The following is a 25,742-nucleotide window of genomic DNA, read 5'->3' as shown; positions in this document are numbered from 1 at the left end:
GCTGCTATCGCTGCGCAGTTTCCCAATTGGACGCAAACAAAGGTTCCGCATTAGACGACGGCAGCCGCCGCCCCAAAATGTGGTCGGATGCCTTCTCGCCAGTCATGATCGACGGCCCGTTAAGGTTGCCGTTGGTGATGCGCGGGAAAATCGAGCTATCCGCCACCCGCAACCCATCGACGCCAATCACACGGCATTCGCTGTCCACCACCGCTTTCGGGTCATCCACGCTGCCCATCTTGCAGGTGCCACAGGGGTGATAAGCGCTCTCCGCGTGCTCTCGAATAAAGCTGTCGATCTCATCATCCGTTTGCAGATCTGCGCCCGGTTGGATCTCGCTTTCCACAAACGGCTGCATCGCCTCTTGTGCAAAAATCTCTCGCGTCAGGCGGATACAGGCGCGGAAGTCTTCCCAATCCTGCTCTGTCGACATATAGTTGAAGAAGATATTCGGCGCTGCTTTTGGATCGGCAGACTGCAAGGTCACCTCGCCCCGCGACGGCGACCGCATCGGTCCGACATGCGCTTGAAAGCCATGCCCTTCGGCTGCCGCCTGCCCGTCATAGCGCACCGCGATGGGCAGGAAATGGTACTGAATGTCGGGGTAGGAAATCCCCGCACGCGAGCGAATAAACCCAGCAGTTTCAAACTGGTTAGACGCTCCCAGGCCCGTTTTGGTGAACAACCACTGCGCCCCAATCAGGCCTTTGCCAATCAGGTTCCAGTATTTGTAAAGCGTGATCGGCTGCTTGCACGCCATCTGCATGTAAACCTCAAGGTGGTCTTGCAGGTTCTGCCCCACCCCGGCGCGATCTGCGACCACCTCGATGCCATGCTCCGCCAGATGGGCAGCGGGCCCAATGCCCGACAACATCAACAGCTTTGGCGAGTTCAACGAGGACGCTGCGAGGATCACCTCCGCATTGGCCCTGATCACTTGCACCTGCCCGCCGCGCTCAATTTCCACGCCCACAGCACGGCCATTTTCCATCACAACTTTGCGCGCCAGCCCGCGCACAAGATCACAGTTTTCGCGCTTCAACGCAGGCTTCAGATAGGCATTTGCGGCAGACCAGCGCTGACCTTTGTAGACGGTCATATCCATTGGGCCAAAGCCCTCTTGCTGCTGTCCATTATAGTCATCGGTCACGGGATAACCCGCCTGCCGCCCGGCCTCCACGAAGGCCCCGTGCAACGGATTGGACCGTGGCCCGCGGCTGATGTGCAACGGCCCATCAGAGCCGCGCCAATCTGGATCTCCACCCTGCCCGCTCTCGTGCCAGTTCTCCATGCGTTTGAAATACGGAAGCACATCCGCATAGGACCAGCCATCTGCACCGCTCTCGGCCCAATGGTCGTAGTCGCCTGCGTGCCCGCGCACATAGACCATGCCGTTGATCGAACTCGACCCGCCAATCACCTTGCCACGCGGACACACCAACGTCCGTCCGCCCAGATGTGGTTCCGGCAAAGTTTTGTAGCCCCAGTCATACAGGCTCATATTCATCGGATAGCTCAGCGCCGCGGGCATCTGAATAAACGGCCCTGCGTCGGTGCCACCATGCTCAATCACCAGCACGGATTTGCCTGCCTCGCTTAGCCGGTACGCCATCGCGCAACCAGCAGAGCCCGCGCCAACAATCACATAATCTGCCTGCATCTTGTTCTTCCTGACAGAGTCGCCAAAAGGAGGGTTAGTAAGGCGCTTCCACGTCACCCATGCGCACATAGACCGACTTCACCTGGCTGTAGTGGTTGATCGCTTCTTTGGAGTTTTCACGTCCCACACCAGAGTTTTTCACCCCGCCAAACGGCGCCTCTACTGGCGCGTCATTGTAGGAGTTGATAAAACAGCTACCTGCTTCGAGCTGCCCAATAACGCGGTGGCCGCGGGACAGGTCAGACGTGAACACACCCGCAGACAGGCCATACTCGGTGTCATTGGCCCGCGCGATCACCTCTTCCTCGGAGTCGAAATCCAGCACCGACATGACCGGGCCAAAAATCTCTTCGCGCGCGATGGTCATGTCATCGGTCACATCGGCAAAGACTGTTGGCTCCAGGAAGAACCCCTCGCGGTCCATACGCTTGCCACCGCACACCAACCGCGCGCCCTCTTCGGCACCTTTGGCCATATAGCCCAAAACGATGTCCATCTGGCGCTCTGACACCATCGGACCAAAGCTTGTGGCCTCATCCAGCGGATCGCCAATCACCGCTGTGCCCAGACGTTCCGCCAGACGGGCCAGGAACCTCTCCTTGATACCCTTCTGAACAAACACCCGCGTGCCATTGGAGCAGACTTGCCCAGAGCTGTAGAAGTTGCCCAGAATGGCTCCGCCCACGGCATTCTCCACATCCGCGTCATCAAAGATAATCAGGGGCGACTTGCCGCCCAGCTCCATGGTCACATGCTTCATATGGCTCGCCGCCGCCGCATAGACCTTCTTGCCAGTAGGAACCGAACCCGTCAGGCTCACCTTGTCCACACGCGGGTCATTCACCAATGCTGCGCCGACCTCGCCCAAACCTTGGATCACGTTATAGACACCTGCAGGCACACCGGCTTCATGCAGGATTTCCGCCACTTTCAGCGCGCACATCGGTGTGGTTTCCGATGGTTTGAACACCATTGCATTGCCGCATGCCAGCGCCGGTGCACCTTTCCAACAAGCGATCTGAGTGGGGTAGTTCCACGCCCCAATGCCCACACAGACACCCAATGGCTCGCGCACCGTGTAGACCCAGTCCTCGCCCAGTGGGATATGCTCGCCCGTCAGGCTACCTGCCAAGCCACCAAAATACTCCAACGCGTCCGCGCCCGAGGTCGCGTCCACGGCAATGGTCTCCTGATACGGCTTGCCGGTGTCATAGGTCTCCAACACGGAAAGTTCGTGGTTGCGCTCCATGATCATCGCCGCCGTCCGGCTCAAAATGCGGCCGCGTTCGCGCCCCGTCATCGCCGCCCAGATCTTCTGCCCTGCTTTTGCGCTCTCCAGTGCCTGATCGATGATCGCAGGTGTCGCCGCATGCACAGTGCCAATCACCTCGCCCGTTGCCGGGTAAACGATCTCAATCGGCGCGCCAGATGTGTCTTCCACATAGGCTCCGTTGATGAAATGGCTGGCCGTCGGTTGCAGTTGCATCGCGCGTTCCTTTCCTGTGCCGGCCACGATCAAGGGGCCGCGGATTCTCAATTTGGCGATCAAATTAGCACCACAGGCAAATTTTTTAAATGACCATTTAAAAATTTTATTGATACAACAACATTGCCCCTGAGAACGATCACGCTAAAGTGGCGCCATGGGCCGTACACGTATCCGCGATATCCGACATGAAGAGTTGATCAACGCCACCATCACGGCGGTTCACAAACGGGGCTATGCCGTTGTCACTATGGCAGAAATCGCCGCCGAAGCTGGCGCTTCTGCCGCCTCGATCAACTATTATTTTGGCTCCAAGGAAAAGCTGATGGAGGCGACTATGCGCCGCCTGCTGACCTTGCTGAAACAAGCGATGTTGGAACGCTACGCCACTGCCAAAACCCCGCATGAGCGGCTGATGGCGGTGATCGACGCCAACTTTTCAGACCGGCTCTTCACCAACGAGCAATGCTCGATCTGGATGCAATTCTGGGCCAACGCCCCCTATGCGGAAAGCCTGCAACGTCTGCACCGCATCAACCGCGCCCGCGTTACGGCCCACTTCCGCGCCGAACTGCGCGCACTTGTTTCAGACGACCGCCGCGAAACGCTGCGCGAAGCTCTGCAATGCTACATGGATGGCGTGTGGCTCGAGGCTGCGCAATCGGACGCACCGCTTAACCCAGCCCAGGCACGCAAAGAGGCCCGCGAAGTGGCGGACCTCATGCTAAAATCGGAAAGCTGAAAGCTGATCCTGTTAGGGCCGCACGTATTTGAAAAGCGTGCCGTCGCCCCCGGCCAGCTGCATGATCATCTTATCCGCGGTGACCGCTTCAATGATCATGCAAGGCGGCTCGCTCCAAGGATCGATATGCGCGATCATCACCGGCCCCTGCCCATTGGATTTTTCGCAACTATCAGCCAATTGCAGCGTGTACTCTGACGAATAGTCCCCATTGATCTCTTCAGTCACCTGATCGCCCCAGACAGTGGACGTGTAGGCCGGATCTGCGGCAAACACCCACTGCCCCTGCAAGTTGGCGCGGATGTCCGCATAAGGGTCCAGCGCGGGATCGTGGCGCATCGCGTGCACGGCAAGTTCGGCGGACATATCGCCCATCGAGACAATATCCGCCCGCAGCCACAGCGGCGCATTCACATAAAGTGTGCCCATGGCCTCGACAATGTAACTTGGCGTCGGCTCGTTCCAGCTCACCCAATAAGTGAACCCATTGCTGGTCAGTTCGCAACTCGGCACTTCCTGCTCAAAGACACAGCCCTGCAACATCGCCACATCTTCCAGAGGCTCGCCATGGACGCCACTCTCAACACCGCTATCAATGAACATCTGCGCCTGCGCCGCGCCTGCCAGCATCCACACGGCGCCAGCGTGTTTCAGTGTTTTCAAAATCATAAATCTATCCCCTTCGCGTTGGACGCAGCCTAGGGGCACAAGCCTTAACAATCTACTCTCACGTGTGGCGAACTACTCCCCACGCGGAAAGCGCTGATTCTTCTCCACCACATTCAGGTCCATATGGTTGCGCATGTAGCGCTCCGAGGCCTTCTGCAACGGCTGATAATCCCACGGGAAGTACCCGCCCTCCCGCAGCGCTTCATAGACCACCCAACGCCGCGCCTGACTTTCCCGCACCGCCGCATCAAACGCCGCCAAATCCCAGCGCGCCTCCGACTTGGCCCGTAGTGTCTGCACCGTGCCCTGATGCGCCGGTTCCTCTGCCAGATTGGTCAGTTCATGCGGATCGGCCTCCAGATCAAACAGCTGATCCGGGTCCAGGGAACAGCGGTTGTACTTCCACTTTCCATAGCGCAGCGACACCATCGGCGCATATGAAGCCTCCGCCGCATATTCCATCCTCACCGGCGTGTCGCGCGTTCCGCCCTGCCCCAGGTGGACCAGGCTCTCGCCTGTGGTCCAGGGCATGACCTCCTCCATGCTCACCCCCGCCAATTCGCACAGCGTTGGACAGACATCGATGTTGCTCACCGGCGTGGTCACCAATCCGGGCTCCATATTCGGAGCCGCCACCATCATCGGCACACGGCTGGAGCCCTCATAGAAGCTCATTTTGAACCACAAGCCGCGCTCGCCCAGCATGTCGCCATGGTCACTGACAAACAGGATCACCGCCTCTTGCCGCGTCGCCTCCAGCGCCTCCATCACTTCGCCAATCTTGTCATCCAGATAGCTGATGTTGGCGAAATACGCCCGACGCGACCGGCGAATATCCTCTTCGGTGATGTCAAAACTGCGCCAGTCATTGGCGTCAAAAATGCGTTTGGAATGCGCATCTTGGTCCTCATACGGAATGGCCCCGACCTCCGGCAGCAGGTGGTCGCAGTCTTCATACAGGTCCCAGTACTTCTTGCGTGCCACATAGGGGTCATGCGGGTGGGTGAAACTCACGGTCAGACACCAGGGCCGGTCATCATGCCCCCGCGCCAGATCATAGACCTTGCGCGTGGCGTGATAGGCGACCTCGTCGTCATACTCCATTTGGTTGGAGATCTCCGCCACACCTGCTCCAGTCACACTGCCCATATTGTGGTACCACCACTCGATGCGCTCGCCCGGTTTGCGGTAATCCGGCGTCCAGCCAAAATCCGGCGGATAGATGTCCGTGGTCAGCCGCTCCTCAAAGCCGTGCAACTGATCTGGCCCAACAAAATGCATCTTGCCGGACAGGCATGTCTGATACCCGGCCCGGCGCAAATGGTGCGCGTAGGTGGGAATGGACGAAGCGAACTCGGCCGCGTTGTCATAGACCCCTGTGCCGCTCGGCAACTGTCCTGACATAAACGCCGCCCGCCCCGGCGCGCATAGTGGGCTGGCCGTATAGGCGTTTTGAAACCGCGTCGACCGCGCCGCCAGCTTCTTCAAGTTCGGCGCATGCAACCACTCCGCTGGCCCATCGGGAAAAAACGTGCCGTTGAGCTGATCCACCATAAAAATCAGGATGTTGGGACGAGACATGCTTTAGCTCCTTGGACGGTTTCTCACACCCTAGGAACACCACCCAGAAAAGCTCAAGACGTTTCGCGACAAATCATCGCCGATAAACGAAGGGCTCCGGGTTGCCGTAATAATAGAGCACCATCTCGTTGTCCGTGACACTGTCGATCATATAGCAATAGGGCTCTCGATCCTCCGGGTTGGTCTGCAACAACACTGGCCCGCCCGGCCCCGCATCACACCCCGGCGCGATTTGTAGAAAATAATCGGCAACCGGCTCACCATTATAGAACTCGGTCAGCTCCGCCCCTTCGATCATGATCTGCGCGGTGATGTCGGTCATATCGCGCCACATACCCTGCATCGCTTCACGGATGTCCTGATAAGGATCAAGCTCGGGGAAATAACTCACTTCACGGATCACCGTGTCCACCGTGATATCGCCATAGCTGATCATGTCGCCACCAAAGGCCACCGGCGTGCCCACGGGCAAATACTCCAGCGCATCCAGCAACGCATCTTCAGTGCCGTTGCCGTAGTTCACATAATACTTCCAGCCTTCCGCATGAAAACTGCAAAACGCGTCCTCATATTCATAGGCACAGCCCTGAAAGATGCCGACTTGAGAAAACGGTTCCCCAAAGAAACCGGAGTTCTCCATAGGCATATAAAGGGGCAAAATCCGCCGTGCTTCAGCCTCTGTCGTGTACACAATCTCCGCAGGCGGCGTTGCGGTCGCACCGCCTGCGCCCCCCGTTTCCAACGCCGTGAAAATCCCCGCTTTGATATTCAACCGATAGTCTTTGGCCGTTTTACCTGTATCGATTTTTGCAAACATGGATTTGTCATAGCCACGCGCCTCGCAATCCTCATCGCCCACAATCGAAAACCCGGAGAGCTCAGTACAAAAACTATACCGCTCCGCCGGATCAAACTCATAGCCGCGCGCGGTGGCAAAAACATAGTAGTATCGCCGCTTCAGATCGCCGGTCACCGGCGTGTCACACTCGCCCGGATCAAGGTTCCACCACCCGCGAGATCGATAGACATCCCCATCCTTGTAGGCCACCGCCACACTTTGTGAGAACCCAGCCTCGTTGCAGATCTCCAACCCCGCCCGCGCGGCCACCGGTAGCGTCACCGCGGCCGCACACCCGACCATCCAGAAAGTTGATCTCATAGTGTCCCCCTCCCGATTTTCCTCAGGATAGGCGCACTTACGGCGCTGTGGCAAATCTCAGAGCTTGGTCTGCCCCACAAGCGGCGTGATCTGACGCCGCTTCAGCATGGCTTCACGCCAGGTGATAAAGCTGATCGCGCCAATAATTGTAAGCGCCCCGACCAGCACCCAGACATCCGGCTGCTCGCCAAAACCAATCCAGCCCAGCAACACCGCCCAGACCATCTGCAAGAAACTCACCGGCTGCGTCACAGTCACCGGCGCCGCCTTAAATGCCAAAGTCATGGTGTAGTGCCCTGCCGTGGCAAAACAGGCCACGCCAAACAGGATCACCAACTCTTCCAACGTCGGCGTCACCCAGACCGACAGCGCCAAAGGCGCCAGCCCAATGGTCACCGTCACCGACAACATCCCCACAACCACCGTGGGGCTGACCTCTTCACTCAACCGCTTGGCAATCAGGTAGCCACCGGCAAAGCCCAGCGCCGTGAACAGCATGGCAAAATGTCCCGGACTCAACTCGCGAAAGCCCGGCCGCAAAATGATTGTCACCCCAATCAGCGCCACAATCACCGCCGCGATCCGCCGAAACGCAAGCTTTTCCCCCAAAAACAGCGCCGCACCAATGGTGACATAGACCGGCGACAGATAGTTCATCGCCGTGACCTCGGCGATCGGAATACGCGCCATGGCAAAGAACCACGCCACCACCGCACCAGTGTGCAAGATGCCACGCAGACTGAACAAGCCAATCTGCCGCTTGGTGAGCTTCGCTTCCAGAATGGGTTTGATCATCGGGATCAGGAACACTATGCCCAGCGCGTAGCGCAGAAACGCTGTCTCCGACGCAGGCAACCGCGTGCTCACCATTTTCACAAGCGCGGTCACCGCCACAAAGCACAGCCCCGTGACCAGCATCCAAAACACACCCTTCAGGGGCGAATACGCGCTTTCATCCGTCATGCCGCCACATAGACATGACGTGGCGGCAGTGTCGAGGTAGGAAACCTGTTAAGCAAAATTGTGCCGCGGCGTCACAGCATCCTGTCCGGCAAGGGAATAAACTCCTGATCATCCCCCGGCGGCAATTGAAACCGCCCATCGGCCCAATCTCCGGCTGCCCAATCGGCTTTCGCAGCCTCAATTTTCTCCTTGCTGGAGCTAACAAAATTCCACGAGATATACCGCGGCCCATTCATGGTTTCCCCGCCCAGCGCCATCAACCGCGCACCCTGCGGTCCCGCCGTCACGGTGATCGCATCGCCGGGCCGGAACACCACCATACGTCCCGGCTCAAACACGTCCCCGGCAATCTCTACCGCGCCGTCCACCACATACAAACCCCGATCCTCGTGATTGTCCGGCATCGGCAGCTTCGCCCCAGCCTGCAAGGCCACATCGGCATAAAATGTCTCTGACATCATGCTCACCGGCGCGCGCTCCCCCCAGGCATCCCCAAGGATCAACCGCACCTCTTTGCCTTCGCCTTCCAGAAACGGCAGCGCCTCTTTGCCGTGGTGTTCAAACGCCGCCGGATCATCTTCGTGCTCCTCCGGCAAAGCGATCCAAGTCTGAATCCCAAACAGCGAACTTGGCGCCTTACGTGTCGCTTCTGACGTGCGCTCCGAATGGGTCACGCCATTCCCTGCCACCATCCAGTTCACCTCACCGGGATAAATCATCTGATGCGTGCCCAAACTGTCGCGATGCTCAAACTCACCGCGATACAGATAGGTCACCGTCCCCAGCCCGATATGCGGATGCGGCCGCACATCAATGCCCTGCCCTGTCAAAAACTCTGCCGGCCCCGCCTCATCAAAAAAGATAAATGGCCCCACCATCTGCCGCTTCGGCGCAGGCAACGCCCGCCGCACAGAAAACCCGCCAAGGTCTCGAGAGCGTGGCACAATGACTGTCTCAATCGCCTCCAAGGCGGTGGCATCGGGCAATTTTGGCTCTAAGGCTGGGTTCCAACTCATGGCGTCCTCCTGACTTGCTACCCGCAGGATATGGCCATTCCCCTGCCGCACAAAACAGGCAAGTCCCCACAACTTATGTGCGCAACCTCACACAATGCCCCACTCTTCTCCTTCCTTAAATATCCCGGGGGAGTCGGCGCTTGCGCCGACGGGGGCAGCGCCCCTTCACATGCCCCAGATCAGTTTCGCGGCAATCGCCCACATGGTCAGCCCGACCAGCACATCCAAAATCTGCCAGGAGCGCGGATTAACAAAGAAGGGACGCAACAGTTTGGCGCCAAACCCCAACGAGAAGAAAAACACAAAGCTTGCGGTCACCGCACCCGCGCCAAAGGCCCATCCCGGCGCATATTGCGCGGAAATTCCACCCAACAGCACAACCGTATCCAAGTATACATGCGGATTGGCCCAGGTCAGCAGCACACAGGTCATAACCGCCGCGCCAAAGCTGCTCGCTGTGCGCCCCTTGTCCTGTAGAGCATCTCCGCCAGCTGCAGCGGCCTTAAAATTCATCGCCCCATAGACAAACAGGAACACTGCACCGCCATAGCGCACCCATTCAATCATGGTGGGATTGGCCGCAATCAACGCGCCAAACCCCGCCACGCCCAAAGTGATCAGGATGGCGTCACTGACCGCACAGGTCAGCACCAGTGGCAGCACATATTCTCCACGTAAGCCTTGGCGCAGCACAAAGGCGTTTTGCGCGCCAATCGCCATAATCAGCGACAGCCCCAACGCAAACCCGGCCAATGCTGGCCCCAAAATGCCTGTCTCGCCCATATCGTCTTGCCCCCAGTGGTTATCCATTGCACCTTTGTGTTGGGGTTTGACTACGGCCCGCCCATGAATTACTCAAATTAAAAAACCTGGGACCACATTAGGACAGCTTATGTCGCTTCCAAGCTACAAAACCCTGCCGCCCGTCAATGGGGAAAGCAACGTAGACTACTGCCGCCGCCTTGAGGCGGCAGGTCATGACGCGCTGTTTTTACGCAATGCGCTGGCCTTCCACTTCCAGCTGCCGCAGGACGACATCAAGCACTGCCTGGACCAATTCCCCGAGGCGCGCCTGCGTCACGTCGAATTGCTGACAAAGCTGCACCCCACCCGCTCCGCCTATGCGCTGGCGGACAAGCTGGCGGTGAACCTCGGCATGTCTCTTAATGAGGCCAAAGACTGGGCCTTGGCGCATGACGGCTCAACGCTCAATGCCAACCAAAATCGGATCAGGCCCACACACGGCACCGCAGCCAAGCTGCAATGAAACTCGACTACGCCCATCTCGCCGCCCTTGCGGCGATCCTGCGCACCGGCAGTTTTGATGGCGCGGCACAGGAACTGGGCATCACCCAATCCGCCATCTCGCAACGCCTGAAAGCGCTGGAAGAGCGCGTCGGCATGCCTTTGGTGCTGCGCGGCACACCCTGTGAAGGCACCGAAACCGGCCGCCGCCTCGCCGCCCACCTCGACCAGGTGGGCATGCTCGAAGGCGCGCTCTCCCGCGATCTGGCAAAGCTCTCCCCGCGCACCGCCCGCCTGAGAACCGCCGTCACCGCAGACAGCCTCGCCACATGGTTCCTCAAAGCCGCCGCGCAGGTGCCCGACCTGCTGTTTGATCTGGTGGTGGACGATCAGGATTTCTCCGCCGACTGGCTCCGGCGTGGCGAAGTGGTCGCCGCTGTCACTGCACATGAAGCCCCCATTGCTGGTTGCGACAGCACGCCCTTAGGGCCAATGCGCTATGTGCCTTCCGCCAGCCCAGCCTACATGGCCAAAAACTTCCCCAACGGTGTCACCGCAGAGGCCATATCGACGGCCCCGATCCTGATCTTTGATGCCAAAGACCGCCTGCAAGAGACCTGGATGACGCAAAACCTTGGCGTCACGCCTTCGCCGCCAAGCCATCGCCTGCCATCCTCCACCGGTTTTGTCGAGGCATGTCTGCTGGGGCTTGGCTGGGGCATGAATCCGGAACCGCTGGTGCGCCCCCATCTGGAAAGCGGCGCCTTGGTGCCGTTGATCCCCGACACCACCTACGAAACACCTCTGTTCTGGCAATCCAGCCGCCTGCTGGCCCCCGCCCTTGCCCCGCTTACCAAAGCGGTGCGCCGAGTCGCACGCCAAAGCCTGGCCCCTCACTCTCCGGCCAATTTGCCAACAAATTGACCAACTCTGGCCGCGCTCTGTCCCGGAACGCCAACTACACCAAGCAAGGCAAGACACCACAGGACGATCCCGCTAAACTAGACACAACCGCCCACAAAAGGCGCAGATGAGGCATAGAACATGCCAGCAACAACGTCACAGACGCCCCAAGCAGCAACCATGCGCGCAGAAATCGACACGCTGCGCGCCATCGTCTGTCTCATCCTTGTCCTGCACCACATGGTTGGCATTTCCCCCGCTTACGGCCTGGAACTGCCGCTAGACCATCCCATCAGCATCCTCAGCCACACCACTGAGGACATGCGCATGCTGATTTTCAGTTTTATTTCCGGCATGGTCTTTGCGCGCGCCACCGGCCTCTGGCCGGACGCTCGCACAACCATCCGTAAAAAAGCCCGCCGCCTGCTGCTGCCCATGCTGTCGGTTGGCACCCTGTTCTGGCTCGCCCGCCGTATGGCCGGCACCGCACAGCCGCCCCTACCTCTGACCTATGTCACCAGCTTTGCGCACTTCTGGTTCCTGCAAGCCAGCTTCCTGATCATGACCACCGCCGTCCTGCTGGTTTGCCTCGTTGGCGGCAGCTGGCACCGTCACATCGCCGCTGGGCTTGGCCTGCTGGGCATTGCCTGGTGGGGCCTCGGTCTAATACCATTGCCCGCCACCAACTGGTTCTCAATCACCGACGCCACTTTCCTGCTGCCGTTTTTCATGTCCGGCTACCTGACCACACAAACACCCAACGTCCGCCAAGCCTTGCGCAGCGCGCCCTGGGCCCGCCCGCTTGGCGCTTTACTACTCGCTGTCGGGCTGTTCATCGGTTTTCGCCTCGCCACGCAGGACTTGATCCTCACCGGCACGCCGCGCCGCCTTCTGGCCATTGCGCTGGGATTTTCCGCCTGTTTCGGTTTGCTTATGTTGCGCCCCCATCAAGCCCGCCTCGCAGACATCGGCACCAAAGCCTACGTGATCTACCTGTTCCACGTCTTCTTCACTGCCGCCGTCACGCTGGCCTGGTGGCAACTGGGCACTCCCGGCAACCTCTGGGCCGTCACCGCGCTCGGCGTGCTGCTGGGCATGCCAGGTCCCATCCTGCTGCAACGCCTGATCCTGCGCAGCCCCGTCGCCGCGCAGACCTTCCTTGGCCTGCCCGCCAACAAAGTCCGCGACGTGCTGCGCAAAGAAAAAGAGCGCGCCCCAGCCGGAGCGCGCCCTTCCAATCTCTAACAGAACCGCTGCTTACAACTGGTCCATCACCTCGTCAGAGGCTTCGAAGTTTGTGGTCACGCGCTGCACGTCATCGTCATCTTCCAGCGCATCGATCAACCGCATCAGCTTCTGCATGCCTTCCAGATCCAGCTCGGTGGTCGTGGTTGGCTTCCACACCAGCTTGGTGCTGACAGACTCGCCAAGGGCTGCTTCCAGCGCATTGGACACCTCGTTCAGGTCGGTGTCTTCGCACCAGATGATGTGACCGTCCTCAGAGCTCTCGACGTCTTCCGCACCGGCTTCAATTGCCGCTTCAAACACAGAATCCGCATCGCCTGCATCTGCGACGTAGGTCACTTCGCCTTTACGGTCGAACATGAAGCCAACAGAGCCGGTCTCGCCGAGGTTGCCGCCACTCTTGGTGAAGGTGGAACGCACGGTAGAGGCTGTCCGGTTGCGGTTGTCGGTCATGGTTTCGACAATCACCGCCACGCCATTGGGGCCATAGCCCTCATAGCGGATTTCTTCATAATCGTCGCCTTCGCCCGCAACCGACTTCTTGATCGCGCGTTCGATCACGTCTTTTGGCACGGACTGGCTCTTGGCTTCTTTCACCGCCAGACGCAGACGCGGGTTTTTGTCCGGATCAGGGTCGCCCATCTTTGCGGCAACGGTGATCTCTTTGGAAAGTTTGGAAAACAGCTTGGAGCGCGCGGCGTCCTGACGCCCTTTGCGGTGCTGAATGTTTGCCCATTTACTATGGCCGGCCATGTTCGCCTCCGGTTGTCTTTTCGCAGTATCGTAGTGTTGGGGCTCTCTATACGTCACAGCAGGCAAAATCCGCAACCCGCTTGCGTTTCCGTGGCCTGTAAGATTGACTTCCCCGCAAACAAATTTGCTTACAGGCCTTTTCATGACCACAGATCAGATCATTTTGTTCAGCCTTTTCGGCGGCGTGTTTGTGATGCTGCTCTGGGGCCGGTTCCGCTATGACATCGTAGCCTTTGCCGCCCTGATGATCGCCGTGGTGCTGGGCGTGGTCCCGACAAAAGACGCCTTTTCAGGCTTTGGCCACCCTGCCACGCTGATTGTGGCGCTTGTGCTAATTGTCTCCGCAGGCCTTGTCCGTTCCGGCGCCGTCGGCCTGATCACCCGCACCTTGGTGGACAGCGCGCGTTCCCTGGGCAATCACATCGCCATCATCGGCGCCGTGGGGGCTGTGCTCTCCGCCTTTATGAACAACGTCGCCGCGCTGGCCTTGTTGATGCCGGTGGACATTCAAACAGCCCGCAAAGCAGGCCGCAGCCCGTCCAAATCTCTGATACCGCTGTCTTTCGCCACCATCCTTGGCGGCATGGCCACGCTCATCGGCACGCCGCCCAACATCATTATCGCCTCCATCCGTGAGGAAAGCTTGGGTGAGCCGTTCAAGATGTTTGACTTCGCTCCTGTTGGGGGCCTCACAGCCATCGCTGGCCTGCTTTTTGTCGCCCTCATTGGCTGGCGCCTGATCCCGGATCGCGAAGACGCCGGTAAAAAAGTTGCCGACCTTGGCCAATACATCGCCGAACTCACCGTCCCGGCAGAGAGCAAGCTGATCGGCAAGCGCCTTGGCGAGTTGGAACCCGACGCCGAAGAGGCCGACGTGCAAATCCTTGGCCTGATGCGTGGCGGCAAACGGCTCTATGGCTCGGCCCGCACCAACATCCTGCGCGAAGGCGACGCCTTGGTGCTCGAAGCCACACCCGACGCGCTCGACGAATTCCGCACCGCCCTGTCACTCAACTTCTCCGACGAGAAACGCGAGGAACAGCTCAAAGCCGCCGGGGACGGTCTCGACATCATCGAGGTCGTGGTCCCCGAAACCGCCCGCATCGCGGGCAAAGCCGCGCAAACGCTGGGTCTCGCCTGGCGCCAGGGCGCAGTGCTCATGGGCATCTCCCGCGAAGGCCGCCGCATCCGCAGCCAGATCCGCAAGACCGTGGTCCAGCCCGGCGACATCCTCCTGATCCTCGTGCACAAAGACCGCGGCCCGGACGTGACCAAATGGCTTGGCTGCCTGCCGCTTGCAGATCGCGGATTGACCGTGACCGCCGATAGCAAAATGTGGCTCGCCATTGGCTTGTTTGTCGGCGCTGTCGCCGCCGCCTCCTTTGATCTGATCTACCTGCCCATCGCTTTAGGGCTGGTGGTAATTGCCTATGTGCTCGCGAAAATTGTCCCGCTCTCCGAACTTTATGACCACGTCGAGTGGCCGGTCGTGGTGCTGCTCGGCTCGATGATCCCACTTGGCGCGGCGCTGGACAGCTCCGGCGGCACCGCACTCATTGCCAACGGGTTGGTGGGCCTCACTTCCGGTCTGCCCGCATGGGCGGTGCTCACCGTGCTGATGCTCGTGACCATGACGCTCAGCGACGTGCTCAACAACACCGCCACCACCATTGTCGCCGCCCCGGTTGGCATTCAGATGGCCAACGCGCTTGAGGTTTCCCCCGACCCGTTCCTGATGGCCGTGGCCGTCGCCGCCTCCTCGGCCTTCCTCACGCCCATCGGTCACAAGAACAACACGCTGATCCTCGGCCCCGGCGGCTATCAGTTTGGCGACTACTGGCGCATCGGCCTGCCACTCGAAGTGCTTGTCGTCGCTGTCTCGATCCCGGCGATTTTGGTATTCTGGCCGCTATAACGACTTGCCCGGCAACGCCGGGCTGCGCCTGACCCTCCCCACGGGAGGGCGCACTTCAAAGTCCCGCCAATCGCAATGAATGCGCAGGTGGACCCGTTTCGCAATGCTATTTCGATTCGTCAGCGCCCCCCAGGGTCAGGCGCACCCTCCTGTTGCGCAACACCTCGCGCAACGCGCTTTGTGTTTACCCGCATCCCGCACCACAAGCCCCCCACCGACGCAATACCGACGTGAAACAGACAAAAAACAGACCCCGAAAACCATGGTTAACGGGGCCTGTTGCATCACTTCAAATCTGGGTTAGCCGTAGGTCGACACCTCGGTGCCCGCCAGCGCGGCAATGTTGAGCAAACCGCGCACCGTGATCGACGGCGTCACGATGTGCGCACGGTTGCCCATGCCCATCAGGATCGGCCCCACTTCAAGACCATCTGCCACAGATTTCAAGATGTTACGGGTCGCGCCCGCGGCATCTGTGTTGGAGTACACCAGCACATTGGCCTTGCCGGTCAGACGCCCACCCGGGAACAACCGCTCGCGCAACTCTGGATCAAGGGCCGCATCGGTGTGCATTTCCCCTTCATATTCAAAGTCATAGTCGTTCTGATCCAGAATATCCAAGGCCCCGCGCATCACCCGACCGGAGTGCGAATCCAGATTGCCAAACTGGCTTCCGGAACAGAGTGCGATCTTCGGATCCACCCCAAAGCGCCGTACGTGACGCGCCGCCGCAATCACCGTTTCCGCCACCTGCTCAGAGGTTGGCTCGATGTGAATATGCGTGTCCGCCAGGAACAGCGGCCCTTTGTCCAGAATGATCAAAGACAGCGACCCTACCGGATGCAACTCTTTGTTTTCCAAAACTTCCGTCACATAGCGCAGGTGCCAGCGGTACTCACCAAAGGTGCCGCAAATCATGCTGTCCGCATCGCCACGGTCCACCGCAATCGCCGCAATCGCGGTGTTGTTGGTGCGCAGAATCGCCCGCGCACTGTCCGGGCTCACACCCTGACGCCGCAGCTTTTTGTGATAGTGGGTCCAGTAATCGCGATAGCGGTCATCCTGCTCTGGATTTACCAGCTCAAAATCCACGCCCGGTTTGATTTTTAGTCCCGCTTTTTCAAGACGATGCGCCACAACCTCAGGACGGCCAATCAACATGGGAGTGTCCACCGTGTCTTCCAACATTGCCTGCGCCGTCCGCAATACGCGCTCGTCTTCGCCCTCAGCAAAAACGATCCGACGCCGGCTCATGCTGCAGGCCTCATAGACTGGACGCATGATCATGGACGAGCGGAACACCTGCGCCTGCAGCTTGTTCTCATAAGCATGCAGGTCAAGGTCTTTGGTCGCCACACCAGATTCAATGGCCGCCTTGGCCACAGCCACTGCAATTGTCGGCAGAAGGCGTGGATCAAAAGGCTTTGGAATCAGGTAGTTAGGACCAAAATTCAGCGTTTCCCCCTGATATGCAACCCCTACCTCAGCAGACGTCGTTTCACGCGCCAGAGAGGCAATCGCCTCCACACAGGCAAGCTTCATGGCGTCGTTGATTTCAGTTGCGCCAGCATCCAACGCGCCGCGGAAGATGAACGGGAAACACAGCACGTTGTTCACCTGGTTCGGATAGTCCGAGCGCCCTGTCGCGATCAACGCACCTGGCGCGGCTTCACGCGCCTCTTCCGGCATAATCTCAGGGGTTGGGTTGGCGAGCGCAAAGATGATCGGATCATCCGCCATCTGCTCGACCATTTCTTTGGTCAACAGGCCCGGACCCGACACGCCAAGAAACAGGTCGGCGCCCTCCATGGCCTCCATTGTGGTCCGCTTATCAGTATCTTGCGCGAACTCCGCCTTCTCCGCCGTCAAGTCGTTGCGCTGCTTGTGCACCACGCCTTTGCTGTCCAGCATCAAGATGTTTTCGTGCTGTACGCCCATGGTCATCAGCATCTTGAGGCAAGCAATCCCCGCCGCCCCCGCGCCCAGCGCCACAACCTTGATGTCTTCAACGTTCTTTTTCGCCACGATCAGCGCGTTGTAAGCCGCAGCAGCCGCCACAATTGCGGTGCCGTGCTGGTCGTCATGGAACACCGGAATGTTCATGCGCTCTTTGCAGAGCCGCTCCACAAGGAAGCAGTCCGGCGCTTTAATATCTTCTAAATTGATTGCTCCGAAAGTGGGTTCTAGACGACAGACCAAATCGGCGAGTTTTTCCGGATCAGGCTCGTTCACTTCGATGTCAAAACAATCGATCCCGGCAAATTTTTTGAAAAGAACCGCCTTGCCTTCCATCACCGGCTTAGACGCTTGTGCGCCAATGTCGCCAAGACCAAGCACGGCAGTACCGTTGGAAATCACTGCAACCAGGTTGCCTTTCGCGGTGTAACGCGTTGCATCCGCTGGGTTCTTTTCAATCTCGACACAGGCCTCGGCCACACCGGGGCTATAGGCCCGGCTCAGGTCACGGCCAGTAGCCATCGGTTTGGTCGCGCGGATTTCCAGCTTACCGGGCTTGGGAAACTCGTGGTAGTTAAGTGCGGCCTGACGGGCGCGATCCTGATCCTTGGTGTTTGTCATCTCTTCTTTTCTCCCAATTCCCCTCGCGCAGCTCAGCGCCGCCCCATTGCTCTGGCCATATCCAACATTCGGTTGGAAAAGCCCCATTCATTGTCATACCAGCCAAAGACGCGCAGCAGCCCGCCCACAGAAACGCTGGTTTCTCTCTCACTCACAATCAGCGATTCCGGCCGCGCCCGCAGGTCGGTTGAGACAAGCGGCTTGGTGCTCCACCCCAAGATGCCATCTCTCTCAGCCGCTGCTTTCAAACGGGCGTTAACCGTCTCAACTGTCACATCTTTTTCGGTCTGTATTGTCAGATCAATGGCAGACACACTTGCCGTCGGCACCCGGATGGCACGCGCTTCCACACGGCCTTTCAGATGCGGCAAAACCTTGTCAATCATGCGCTGTGCCGAGGTGGTGGTGGGCACCATAGACAGCGCCGCCGCACGGCTCCGCGCCAGATCAGCGCGCGGTTTGTCCACCGTGGGCTGACTGCCAGTATAGCAATGCACCGTCGTCATATGCCCGCTGATCAGGCCAAATTCCTCGTCCAACACCCGCATCAACGGCGCCAGCGCATTAGTCGTACAGGAGGCATTCGACAGGATCTTCTGATCCTTCAAAAGCTCCTGATTGGCGCCTAGCACAATGGTGTCATCGGCCTCATCAGACGGCCCGGAGATCAACACCTTAGCCGCGCCCGCTGCAAGCCCTCGTTCTGCCACCGCGCGTGCGCCTGCCATGCCGGTACATTCCAGCACCACATCAACAGCGCTGAGATCAAGCCCACTCAGGTCACTGACCGCATGAAATGGAATGGACAGCCCATCAACGGTAAGCGCCTTGTCACCCGCTTCAACGGACCCCGGATAAGCGCCAAAAACACTATCAAACTCAAACAGATAGGCACAGGTCTCCAGTGGCTCGATGTCGTTGATCCCGACAATCTCAAACTCTGGGTGCTGCCCCTTTGCCAGGATACGCAAAACCGTCCGGCCAATACGACCAAACCCGTTGATAAAAATCCTGATCTTACGCTCGCTCATGACACGCGTTCCATTTTGTCCTGAAAGGCCAATTGATAGGGTTTGCTCTGCAATTTCCACCCCAAAAGGGGCGGAAAATCCGCCCACATGCTTTTGTTATCGCTATCAAGCACAGGCATTTTGCCACAACCCAATCAGTTGCTGGCAAAACAGCCAAAATGCCCCCTCAAAGCGCCATATGGCGGTTCACATCTTTATAGAGCAGATAGCGGAACTTGCCCGGCCCACCCGCGTAACAGGCCTGAGGGCAGAAGGCGCGCAGCCACATGTAATCACCCGCCTCAACCTCAACCCAATCCTGATTGAGCTTGTAGACCGCCTTGCCTTCCAACACGTAGAGTCCATGCTCCATCACGTGGGTTTCAAGGAACGGGATCACCCCGCCCGGCTCAAACGTCACGATATTGACGTGCATGTCATGGCGCAGATCGTCCGGCTCCACAAAGCGCGTGGTGCCCCATTTGCCATCTGTATCAGGCATGTAATTGATAGGTGTTTCCGCATCCGAAGTGACAAAGGCCTCTGGCGCCTTAATCCCTTCAACCGCTTCATATTTCTTACGAACCCAGTGGAACTTGGCTGGCGCATCGCTATCGTTTTTCAGCGTCCAAGTGCTGCCCGCTGGCAGGTAAGCATAACCGCCATCTCCAAGCTCGTGGCGCGCTCCTTCAATGGTCACTGCGATGCTTCCCTCGACCACAAACAACACACCTTGCGCTTCCGGGTTCAGCTCAGGTTGCTCGCTACCACCGCCTGGTGCGACCTCCGCGATGTAGTGCGAAAACGTCTCGGAGAACCCGCTCATCGGCCGGGCAATCACCCAAACCCGCGTATCATTCCAAAACGGCAAGTTGGATGTCACGATATCGGTGAGCGTGCCTTTCGGGATCACCGCAAAACTCTCGGTGAACATCGCTCTATCGGTGAGCAATTGGGTTTGTGGCGGCAAGCCACCTTGGGGTGCGTAATACGAAGACCGGGACATGGGACCCTCCAAAAAGTTCATACCATCATCTCAGGCCAACCGCGTGACGCCAAGGCACTACCGGCCCTTGTGAAGCTGAAGGATTGTCGCAGTTTTCTTGAAAATCCTCCTCGGACCTTCGCCAAAAATCGAATACTTAGATTGGGTCGATCAAAGCAGCCCCTGCCGCTCGATTAGAGTTCACCGCACGGTCAACCTGATAAAAAGACAGGAGATCCTCATCCGCCGCCTTCATCAGAGTGGCTGCCCCGTGCCCCTGCTCTCCAAGCCACAATCCCCAATCTTCCTCGTCAATCACCACGGGCATCCGGTGGTGGACTTGGGACATGGCTTCATTGGCTGAGGTGGTCACTATCGCGCAAGTGCTCATGGCCTCGTCACCCTGCGCCCACTCTTGCCACACCCCGGCCAAGGCCAAGGGCGCGCCTGCTGAGATGTACCAGGGCCAACGCAGGCCTTCGCTGTCCTTAGTCCATTCATAAAACCCTGTCACCGGGATCAAACACCGCCGCTCTCGACAGGCGCTCCGAAACGCAGGCTTTTCCGCCAAAGTCTCCGCCCTCGCGTTGATCAGCAAAGGGCCGTCCGTAGCCGTTTTGTACCAATGCGGGATAAAGCCCCAGCGCATCGAGACCAACCGCCGCGCCGCCTCCCCCTCCCCCAACACCACATGGATCTGATTGGTAGGACACACATTGAAGTTGGGCACCTCAGGCAGGTTGTTGGCAGGTGTGGCCGCAAACAGCTGCGCCATCGCATCGGTCGGCAAGGTGATCGCAAACCGTCCGCACATCAGCGATGGGCCTTCCCTGCCAACTCGATCTTGGCGTCCATCATCGACATCTCTTTCATGATCTCTTGCCGCCGGGTCCGGTCTCCAGTTTCTCGCAACTCTTCCCGCAGTTTTGCCAATTCGCGCGATAGCAACACAAACTCCGGCACGCCCCCGGCTTCTTTCACCAGCCGATTGAGAAGTGCATTTTCTGGATCGTCTTCTTTAGGCAACGGCTTACCCGCCCCCTCAAGGTTATCAAAATCGCCAGCCTCTTCCGCCTCGCGGATTTTCTGGTTGATCAAATCAATAAGCGGATGATCCATGGCTGCCTCAAAGAAAAACCCCCGCCAGTTTCCTGGCGAGGGTTAAAACGTCAAGCAAGCAAGTACTTACTTCTTGCTGATACGACCGTCCAAAACTGCACCGGCTGCACCTTTCTCGGCGATGTACTCTGCAGTCACATCTGCCAAGTCAGGGCCATAGTCATAGGCGTTTTCTGCGTCACGGAACATTTTGTAGCCGTCACCGCCGTTGCGCACATAGTTGTTGGATACAACGCCGTAGGTTTTGGCAAGATCAATTGGCGCACCGCCGACCATCACGTCGCTGATACGGCTGCCCGCCTCTGCGGAAGCATCAAATGTGTAGGTCATGCCCGCAACCTGTGGGAACCGGCCTGCGCCATCTTCAAGCTTGCTCACGCCATTTTCCAATGCGGCCACGATGGTTTCGCCAGTCACTTGGAAGGTGGAGAGCGTGTTCTGGAACGGGAGTACTGTTAGCACCTCGCCCATGGTCACTTCGCCCGCATCAATGGAAGCGCGGATGCCGCCACCGTTTTGAATAGCGATTTCAATGCCTTGATCTTTCACACGATCCAGCATGGCGTCCGCAATCAGGTTGCCCATGGCGCATTCACCAGCCCGGCAAGAACCGCGGTCGCCATCAATCGCAGCGTCGGTAGACGCTACAACGCGAGATTTCATCTCTTCAATTGGACCGGCAAGCTCTTTCACGCGCGCGACAATGGCCTCGTCTTCCGGCACCGACGCATCCAGCAGGATGGTGTCACCGGTTGCCGCAGTCACGTTACCTGCGTCGTCAAAGGTCAGAACCAGATGTCCAACATATTTGGAGTAAGCGTAGGCTTGTACCACGGGCACATTACCCACCATGGTTGGGTACGCCATCGCACCTTCTTCGGTGTTGGAGAACTTGGTGTGAGAGTGGCCGCCAACTACCGCATCAACACCGGTCACCGCGCCAGCAATTTCCATGTCTTTGTTCACGCCTACGTGGTTCAGCGCGATAATTTTGGTCACGCCCTCTGCAGTCAGCGCGTCTACATCCGCTTGCAAAGACTGGATTTCATCTTGGAAAATCACTGTTTCACCTGGGCTGGACGTCTCTGCCGTGTCAGTCGCCAGCGCAGAGATAATCCCAATCTTTTCGCCACCCACTTCCAGAACAACGTGATTGCCAACTTTGCCCGCCAGAATGTTGGACTGCGATACATCGAGGTTGCCGGAGATCACAGGGAAGGACACGCCTTCTACCAGCTTCAACAGGCCTTCTGGGCCATCATCAAACTCGTGGTTGCCCACGGCCATGACGTCAAAACCGATCTTCTCCATCATCTCGATTTCCACATCACCCTTATAGGTGGTGTACATCAGAGAACCTTGATACTGATCGCCTGCGTCCAAAACGACAACGTTTTGACCGGCCAGCTCCTCACGTAGCTGCGCGATCTTGGTGGCAACGCGTGCGTATCCGCCAAAGCACTTACCTTCGGCATTGTCCTCAGCTTTGCAAGTCGAGTCGTATTTGTTGATCGGCTCGATACGGCTGTGCAAGTCGTTGATGTGAATAACGTTCAATGTGTAATCCGCAGCCGCAAATCCAGCTGTGAGCGCCAGTGCTGCCGCCCCTGTCATCAGTCGAGTAATCATGGAGAATCCCCTCTCTTTTTTATCGTTCAGTCAATATCGTGCCGTTTAATCGGCTCAAATGTCAAAGATTTAACAATCCGTGTCGCGCTTGACCTTGCGCCGTGTCCGTTGCATGAGCAGGCCATGCTGATCTTCAAGATATTCCGCTCCGACGAATGGGCGGCGCTGCGGGCCGAAGGGCACTCCGTTGGCGCGCCCGTTGATGTGGCCGATGGCTACGTGCATTTCTCCACCGCCGCGCAAGCCGCCGCAACCGCTGCAAAACACTTTGCAGGTGAGGAAGGCCTTTTCTTGCTGGCCTGTGAAAGCGACCCGATGGGCGATGATCTGAAGTGGGAGGTCTCCCGTGGAGGCGCAGAGTTCCCGCACCTTTATCGCGAGCTGCGCCTGACCGATGTGACTTGGGTTCAGCCCCTGCCGCTAGTTGACGGCACACACGAATTCCCGGCGGGAGTGCTTTCATGAGCCTGAAACGCAGCCTTGAAACTGTTGGCATGAATGTCCTGCGCAGCATGGACCCGGAAAAATCTCACGGCATGGCTCTGAAAGCTCTGGAAATGGGCCTGGGCAATGCGCCGGGCGAGATCACCTCGCCGCGCCTCAAAACCTCTCTCGCAGGCCTCGATTTGCCCAACCCAGTTGGCCTAGCTGCGGGGTTTGACAAAAATGCCACCGCATTGGATGCGCTTGCCAAATCCGGCTTTGGCTTTGTAGAAGTTGGTGCCGCAACGCCTCGTCCTCAAGCAGGCAACCCAAAGCCCCGCCTGTTCCGCTTGTCCGAAGACAAAGCCGCCATCAATCGGTTTGGCTTTAACAACGACGGGATGGAGGCGATCGGCACGCGTCTTGCAAAGCGTCCACGCAACGCTGTCATTGGTCTCAACCTGGGAGCAAATAAAGACAGCGAGAACCGGGCCGACGACTTCGCCCGCGTACTGGCGCATTGCGGCGCGCATCTGGACTTTGCAACCGTCAACGTCAGCTCCCCCAACACTGAGAAACTGCGGGATTTGCAAGGCAAAGCGGCCCTATCCGCACTCCTTGCAGGTGTAATGGAAACACGGGACACTCTTGAGCGCAAAATCCCGGTTTTCCTCAAGATCGCCCCTGATCTGACCCACGACGAACTGGCGGAAATCGCTGAAGTGGCAGCGGAAAGCCAGTTGGATGCCATCATCGCCACTAACACGACGCTGTCCCGCGAAGGGCTGCAAAGTGCGGACAAAGATCAGGCGGGTGGCCTGTCTGGTGCCCCACTGTTTGAGAAATCCACTCAAGTTCTGGCGCAGCTGTCTAAACTCACTAACGGCTTAATCCCACTGGTGGGCGTTGGCGGGGTTGGCTCTGCCGAGCAAGCCTATGCAAAAATCTGCGCCGGTGCGAGCGCGGTACAACTCTATACGGCATTGGTTTATGGCGGCTTCTCCTTGGCAGAAACCATCATTCGGGACCTAGATAAACTGCTGCAAAAGGACGGCTTCACCAATGTGACCGAGGCCGTTGGAAGCAAACGAGAGGACTGGCTATGATCACAATCTGGCACAACCCGCGCTGCTCCAAATCGCGCCAAACCCTCGCATTGATGGAAGCCAAGGGGGAGGTCTCGGTGCGCCGTTACCTTGAGGATGTCCCAAGCTTGGACGAACTCACCGAAGTGCAAGCGCTACTGAACGTGCCTGTGATCGACATGATGCGCCCGAAAGAAGCCTTGTTCAAAGAATTGGGTTTGTCCAATTCCGAAGATGACGCCACTTTGTTCGCAGCGATGGCGGAAAACCCAAGGCTAATCGAGCGCCCAATTGTATTGGCCAACGGCAAAGCCGCTCTGGGCCGTCCGCCTGAAGCAGCGCTCGACATACTTTGAGGCGGGTTCAACCCGCTTGAAACACCGCGCTGATTTCCGCCCGAATGATACGCGCAATCAAAGCGCAATCCGCCTCTGAAAACGTCAGCGGGATTCGCATATCCACAATGCCTTTCAGGATGCGGTCAGTTGCAGGCATCGCCTCAGACGGCGCATAGCGCCAACTGTCGTAGCGGGATGTGAAGGCCACCGGCTCCGCGCCACCAAACCACTTGAGTTCGACACCGCGCTCAGCACAATGGCGCAAGGCCTCGCCGATCTGCGGTTCGGTCCAATCCAACAACAGAAATTGAATGGAACTTCCGACGTAGGCTTCCCCTTCCGGCCGCTCAACCACTGTCAAACCTGGGGTGTCCCGTAACCCAGCCAACAAGATGTCATGCCGCGCGTTCCAGTTGTCTACTTGCGCGTCCAGGTTCCGTAACTGAGGCCGCAAAATGGCGGCGCGCAGATGATCCATGCGGCCAGAGACGTTTGGAGTATGGTACTTAACCCGCTCGAAAACATCCGCAGACGGTGCCGCGCCATGCCGTTCGTAAAGCATATAACTGCCGGAGAGCATCACGGCTCGCGCCATCAACTCCTCATCATCACTGATCAGGAACCCACCTTCACCTGAGTTGATGTGTTTGTAGGTCTGGGTGGAATAACACGCCATAGCGCCATGGCGGCCCGACGCCACACCTTTCCAGCCGCCACCCATCGTGTGAGCACAATCCTCGATCACCTTGATGCCGTGCGCATCACATATCGCCATCAAGGCATCCATGTCACAAATATGCCCCCGCATGTGCGACAGCATGAGCACATCTGCTTGATCCGCTTTGGCCTTCAAGTCGTCTAGATCGATGACCAGACCTTCAGTGACACCGACAAAAACCGGGAACGCACCAACGCTGGCAATCGCTCCTGGCACGGGCGCCAGTGTAAATGCGTTTGTCAGCACACGGTCTCCGGGTTTCACTTGCATGGCCCGCAACGCGCAAGCCAGTGCGTAGCCCCCGGAAGCAACGGCCAGACAGAATTTGCTACCCACTAAGGCCGCGAACTCCTCTTCAAGCAGCGAAACTTCACCAAGCTCGCCTTCTGACAGGTTATAACGATGCAATCGCCCGCTCCGCATAACCGCAACTGCAGCGTCAATAGCCTCTTCAGAGATTGGTTCTTGCTGCGTGAAGTTCCCGGTGAATGTCTCGCTCATATCAGTAATCTCAATCTCTC

General features: G+C 58.3%; 24 protein-coding genes. 8 read left to right on the top strand and 16 right to left on the bottom strand.

Annotated elements, in window-relative coordinates; translation table 11 throughout:
* Positions 1-4: 4 nt before the first annotated feature.
* Both betA and betB read right to left on the bottom strand, forming a co-directional pair.
* Positions 5-1,660 carry a choline dehydrogenase gene (gene betA / locus SIB38_RS09225; protein WP_412551863.1) on the bottom strand — a complete coding sequence of 552 codons (1,656 nt, stop codon included), beginning with the start codon at positions 1,658-1,660 and terminating at the stop codon, positions 5-7.
* A 34-nt stretch (positions 1,661-1,694) separates the two neighbouring features.
* The gene (gene betB, locus SIB38_RS09220; protein ID WP_412551862.1) at positions 1,695-3,146 is read right to left on the bottom strand and encodes a betaine-aldehyde dehydrogenase; all 1,452 of its coding nucleotides are present in this window, start codon (positions 3,144-3,146) and stop codon (positions 1,695-1,697) included.
* 157 nt (positions 3,147-3,303) lie between these two features.
* On the opposite strand from betB, the gene betI reads away from it, so the two are divergent.
* Positions 3,304-3,888 (top strand): choline-responsive transcriptional repressor BetI, encoded by a 585-nt coding sequence (betI, locus tag SIB38_RS09215; RefSeq protein ID WP_294118244.1) that lies wholly within the window; start codon positions 3,304-3,306, stop codon positions 3,886-3,888.
* A 12-nt stretch (positions 3,889-3,900) separates the two neighbouring features.
* Here betI and SIB38_RS09210 read toward each other — a convergent pair whose 3' ends face one another.
* The 6 genes from SIB38_RS09210 to SIB38_RS09185 all read right to left on the bottom strand — a co-directional run bounded on the left by SIB38_RS09210 (position 3,901) and on the right by SIB38_RS09185 (position 10,086).
* Positions 3,901-4,557 (bottom strand): hypothetical protein, encoded by a 657-nt coding sequence (locus SIB38_RS09210; protein ID WP_412551861.1) that lies wholly within the window; start codon positions 4,555-4,557, stop codon positions 3,901-3,903.
* Positions 4,558-4,629: 72 nt separating this feature from the next.
* On the bottom strand, positions 4,630-6,138 hold the full coding sequence (gene betC / locus SIB38_RS09205; protein WP_294118246.1) for a choline-sulfatase: 1,509 nt from the start codon (positions 6,136-6,138) through the stop codon (positions 4,630-4,632).
* Between the two features lie 73 nt (positions 6,139-6,211).
* Entirely contained in the window at positions 6,212-7,297 is a 1,086-nt protein-coding gene (locus SIB38_RS09200) for a DUF1036 domain-containing protein (protein WP_294118248.1), read from the bottom strand.
* A 57-nt stretch (positions 7,298-7,354) separates the two neighbouring features.
* Positions 7,355-8,260, bottom strand: a complete 906-nt coding sequence (locus SIB38_RS09195; protein WP_294118250.1) for a DMT family transporter — start codon at positions 8,258-8,260, stop codon at positions 7,355-7,357.
* A 71-nt stretch (positions 8,261-8,331) separates the two neighbouring features.
* Positions 8,332-9,276, bottom strand: coding sequence for a pirin family protein (locus SIB38_RS09190; RefSeq protein WP_294118252.1), 945 nt, complete (start codon positions 9,274-9,276; stop codon positions 8,332-8,334).
* A 165-nt stretch (positions 9,277-9,441) separates the two neighbouring features.
* The gene (locus tag SIB38_RS09185; protein WP_294118253.1) at positions 9,442-10,086 is read right to left on the bottom strand and encodes a LysE/ArgO family amino acid transporter; all 645 of its coding nucleotides are present in this window, start codon (positions 10,084-10,086) and stop codon (positions 9,442-9,444) included.
* 82 nt (positions 10,087-10,168) lie between these two features.
* Between SIB38_RS09185 and SIB38_RS09180 the strand changes: the two genes are divergently transcribed.
* The 3 genes from SIB38_RS09180 (at position 10,169) to SIB38_RS09170 (ending at position 12,669) form a co-directional block, all read left to right on the top strand.
* Positions 10,169-10,543 carry a hypothetical protein gene (locus SIB38_RS09180; protein ID WP_294118255.1) on the top strand — a complete coding sequence of 125 codons (375 nt, stop codon included), beginning with the start codon at positions 10,169-10,171 and terminating at the stop codon, positions 10,541-10,543.
* A complete protein-coding gene (locus tag SIB38_RS09175) occupies positions 10,540-11,445 on the top strand; it encodes a LysR family transcriptional regulator ArgP (RefSeq protein ID WP_294118256.1) in 906 nt (301 codons plus the stop codon). The genes SIB38_RS09180 and SIB38_RS09175 overlap by 4 nt, the downstream gene beginning before the upstream one ends.
* Before the next feature lie 159 nt (positions 11,446-11,604).
* Positions 11,605-12,669, top strand: coding sequence for an acyltransferase family protein (locus tag SIB38_RS09170; RefSeq protein ID WP_412551860.1), 1,065 nt, complete (start codon positions 11,605-11,607; stop codon positions 12,667-12,669).
* Between the two features lie 12 nt (positions 12,670-12,681).
* On the opposite strand, the gene SIB38_RS09165 is transcribed toward SIB38_RS09170, so the two are convergent.
* Positions 12,682-13,422: a YebC/PmpR family DNA-binding transcriptional regulator gene (locus SIB38_RS09165; RefSeq protein WP_412551859.1), complete on the bottom strand. Its 741-nt coding sequence runs from the start codon at positions 13,420-13,422 to the stop codon at positions 12,682-12,684.
* Between the two features lie 142 nt (positions 13,423-13,564).
* Between SIB38_RS09165 and SIB38_RS09160 the strand changes: the two genes are divergently transcribed.
* Positions 13,565-15,337, top strand: a complete 1,773-nt coding sequence (locus SIB38_RS09160) for an SLC13 family permease (protein ID WP_294118259.1) — start codon at positions 13,565-13,567, stop codon at positions 15,335-15,337.
* Positions 15,338-15,637: 300 nt separating this feature from the next.
* Here the strand turns inward: SIB38_RS09160 and SIB38_RS09155 are convergent, their stop codons facing one another.
* From SIB38_RS09155 to SIB38_RS09130, 6 genes are all read right to left on the bottom strand, one after another.
* Positions 15,638-17,914 carry an NADP-dependent malic enzyme gene (locus tag SIB38_RS09155; RefSeq protein WP_412551858.1) on the bottom strand — a complete coding sequence of 759 codons (2,277 nt, stop codon included), beginning with the start codon at positions 17,912-17,914 and terminating at the stop codon, positions 15,638-15,640.
* 32 nt (positions 17,915-17,946) lie between these two features.
* Positions 17,947-18,945 carry a type I glyceraldehyde-3-phosphate dehydrogenase gene (locus tag SIB38_RS09150; protein WP_294118262.1) on the bottom strand — a complete coding sequence of 333 codons (999 nt, stop codon included), beginning with the start codon at positions 18,943-18,945 and terminating at the stop codon, positions 17,947-17,949.
* Between the two features lie 166 nt (positions 18,946-19,111).
* Entirely contained in the window at positions 19,112-19,930 is an 819-nt protein-coding gene (locus SIB38_RS09145) for a bifunctional allantoicase/(S)-ureidoglycine aminohydrolase (protein ID WP_412551857.1), read from the bottom strand.
* Between the two features lie 136 nt (positions 19,931-20,066).
* On the bottom strand, positions 20,067-20,723 hold the full coding sequence (locus SIB38_RS09140; RefSeq protein WP_294118265.1) for an SOS response-associated peptidase: 657 nt from the start codon (positions 20,721-20,723) through the stop codon (positions 20,067-20,069).
* Positions 20,723-21,028, bottom strand: a complete 306-nt coding sequence (locus SIB38_RS09135; protein ID WP_294118267.1) for a DUF1992 domain-containing protein — start codon at positions 21,026-21,028, stop codon at positions 20,723-20,725. Before SIB38_RS09135 ends, SIB38_RS09140 begins: the two co-directional genes overlap by 1 nt.
* Before the next feature lie 66 nt (positions 21,029-21,094).
* On the bottom strand, positions 21,095-22,657 hold the full coding sequence (locus SIB38_RS09130; protein ID WP_412551856.1) for a bifunctional metallophosphatase/5'-nucleotidase: 1,563 nt from the start codon (positions 22,655-22,657) through the stop codon (positions 21,095-21,097).
* Between the two features lie 123 nt (positions 22,658-22,780).
* On the opposite strand from SIB38_RS09130, the gene SIB38_RS09125 reads away from it, so the two are divergent.
* From SIB38_RS09125 to arsC, 3 genes are read left to right on the top strand one after another with little or no spacing between them, the layout of a single operon-like run.
* Positions 22,781-23,122: a DUF952 domain-containing protein gene (locus SIB38_RS09125; protein WP_412551855.1), complete on the top strand. Its 342-nt coding sequence runs from the start codon at positions 22,781-22,783 to the stop codon at positions 23,120-23,122.
* Positions 23,119-24,186, top strand: coding sequence for a quinone-dependent dihydroorotate dehydrogenase (locus tag SIB38_RS09120; protein ID WP_412551854.1), 1,068 nt, complete (start codon positions 23,119-23,121; stop codon positions 24,184-24,186). Before SIB38_RS09125 ends, SIB38_RS09120 begins: the two co-directional genes overlap by 4 nt.
* Entirely contained in the window at positions 24,183-24,521 is a 339-nt protein-coding gene (arsC, locus tag SIB38_RS09115) for an arsenate reductase (glutaredoxin) (RefSeq protein WP_412551853.1), read from the top strand. The genes SIB38_RS09120 and arsC overlap by 4 nt, the downstream gene beginning before the upstream one ends.
* Positions 24,522-24,528: 7 nt before the next feature.
* On the opposite strand, the gene SIB38_RS09110 is transcribed toward arsC, so the two are convergent.
* Positions 24,529-25,722 (bottom strand): DegT/DnrJ/EryC1/StrS family aminotransferase, encoded by a 1,194-nt coding sequence (locus SIB38_RS09110; protein WP_294118272.1) that lies wholly within the window; start codon positions 25,720-25,722, stop codon positions 24,529-24,531.
* Positions 25,723-25,742 lie beyond the last annotated feature (20 nt).

Origin of the sequence: Shimia sp. MIT910701, assembly GCF_047126315.1 — a bacterium.
Taxonomy (GTDB): Bacteria; Pseudomonadota; Alphaproteobacteria; order Rhodobacterales; family Rhodobacteraceae; genus Shimia.
The sequence above is the reverse complement of the archived record's forward strand: the minus strand, read 5'-3'. Positions and strand labels throughout refer to the sequence as shown.

Coding starts and splice junctions, on each gene's coding strand:
- betA (WP_412551863.1), bottom strand. CDS start 1,660: ATGCAGGCAGATTATGTGATTGTTGGCGCGGGCTCTGCTGGTTGCGCG.
- betB (WP_412551862.1), bottom strand. CDS start 3,146: ATGCAACTGCAACCGACGGCCAGCCATTTCATCAACGGAGCCTATGTG.
- betI (WP_294118244.1), top strand. CDS start 3,304: ATGGGCCGTACACGTATCCGCGATATCCGACATGAAGAGTTGATCAAC.
- SIB38_RS09210 (WP_412551861.1), bottom strand. CDS start 4,557: ATGATTTTGAAAACACTGAAACACGCTGGCGCCGTGTGGATGCTGGCA.
- betC (WP_294118246.1), bottom strand. CDS start 6,138: ATGTCTCGTCCCAACATCCTGATTTTTATGGTGGATCAGCTCAACGGC.
- SIB38_RS09200 (WP_294118248.1), bottom strand. CDS start 7,297: ATGAGATCAACTTTCTGGATGGTCGGGTGTGCGGCCGCGGTGACGCTA.
- SIB38_RS09195 (WP_294118250.1), bottom strand. CDS start 8,260: ATGACGGATGAAAGCGCGTATTCGCCCCTGAAGGGTGTGTTTTGGATG.
- SIB38_RS09190 (WP_294118252.1), bottom strand. CDS start 9,276: ATGAGTTGGAACCCAGCCTTAGAGCCAAAATTGCCCGATGCCACCGCC.
- SIB38_RS09185 (WP_294118253.1), bottom strand. CDS start 10,086: ATGGATAACCACTGGGGGCAAGACGATATGGGCGAGACAGGCATTTTG.
- SIB38_RS09180 (WP_294118255.1), top strand. CDS start 10,169: ATGTCGCTTCCAAGCTACAAAACCCTGCCGCCCGTCAATGGGGAAAGC.
- SIB38_RS09175 (WP_294118256.1), top strand. CDS start 10,540: ATGAAACTCGACTACGCCCATCTCGCCGCCCTTGCGGCGATCCTGCGC.
- SIB38_RS09170 (WP_412551860.1), top strand. CDS start 11,605: ATGCGCGCAGAAATCGACACGCTGCGCGCCATCGTCTGTCTCATCCTT.
- SIB38_RS09165 (WP_412551859.1), bottom strand. CDS start 13,422: ATGGCCGGCCATAGTAAATGGGCAAACATTCAGCACCGCAAAGGGCGT.
- SIB38_RS09160 (WP_294118259.1), top strand. CDS start 13,565: ATGACCACAGATCAGATCATTTTGTTCAGCCTTTTCGGCGGCGTGTTT.
- SIB38_RS09155 (WP_412551858.1), bottom strand. CDS start 17,914: ATGACAAACACCAAGGATCAGGATCGCGCCCGTCAGGCCGCACTTAAC.
- SIB38_RS09150 (WP_294118262.1), bottom strand. CDS start 18,945: ATGAGCGAGCGTAAGATCAGGATTTTTATCAACGGGTTTGGTCGTATT.
- SIB38_RS09145 (WP_412551857.1), bottom strand. CDS start 19,930: ATGTCCCGGTCTTCGTATTACGCACCCCAAGGTGGCTTGCCGCCACAA.
- SIB38_RS09140 (WP_294118265.1), bottom strand. CDS start 20,723: ATGTGCGGACGGTTTGCGATCACCTTGCCGACCGATGCGATGGCGCAG.
- SIB38_RS09135 (WP_294118267.1), bottom strand. CDS start 21,028: ATGGATCATCCGCTTATTGATTTGATCAACCAGAAAATCCGCGAGGCG.
- SIB38_RS09130 (WP_412551856.1), bottom strand. CDS start 22,657: ATGATTACTCGACTGATGACAGGGGCGGCAGCACTGGCGCTCACAGCT.
- SIB38_RS09125 (WP_412551855.1), top strand. CDS start 22,781: ATGCTGATCTTCAAGATATTCCGCTCCGACGAATGGGCGGCGCTGCGG.
- SIB38_RS09120 (WP_412551854.1), top strand. CDS start 23,119: ATGAGCCTGAAACGCAGCCTTGAAACTGTTGGCATGAATGTCCTGCGC.
- arsC (WP_412551853.1), top strand. CDS start 24,183: ATGATCACAATCTGGCACAACCCGCGCTGCTCCAAATCGCGCCAAACC.
- SIB38_RS09110 (WP_294118272.1), bottom strand. CDS start 25,722: ATGAGCGAGACATTCACCGGGAACTTCACGCAGCAAGAACCAATCTCT.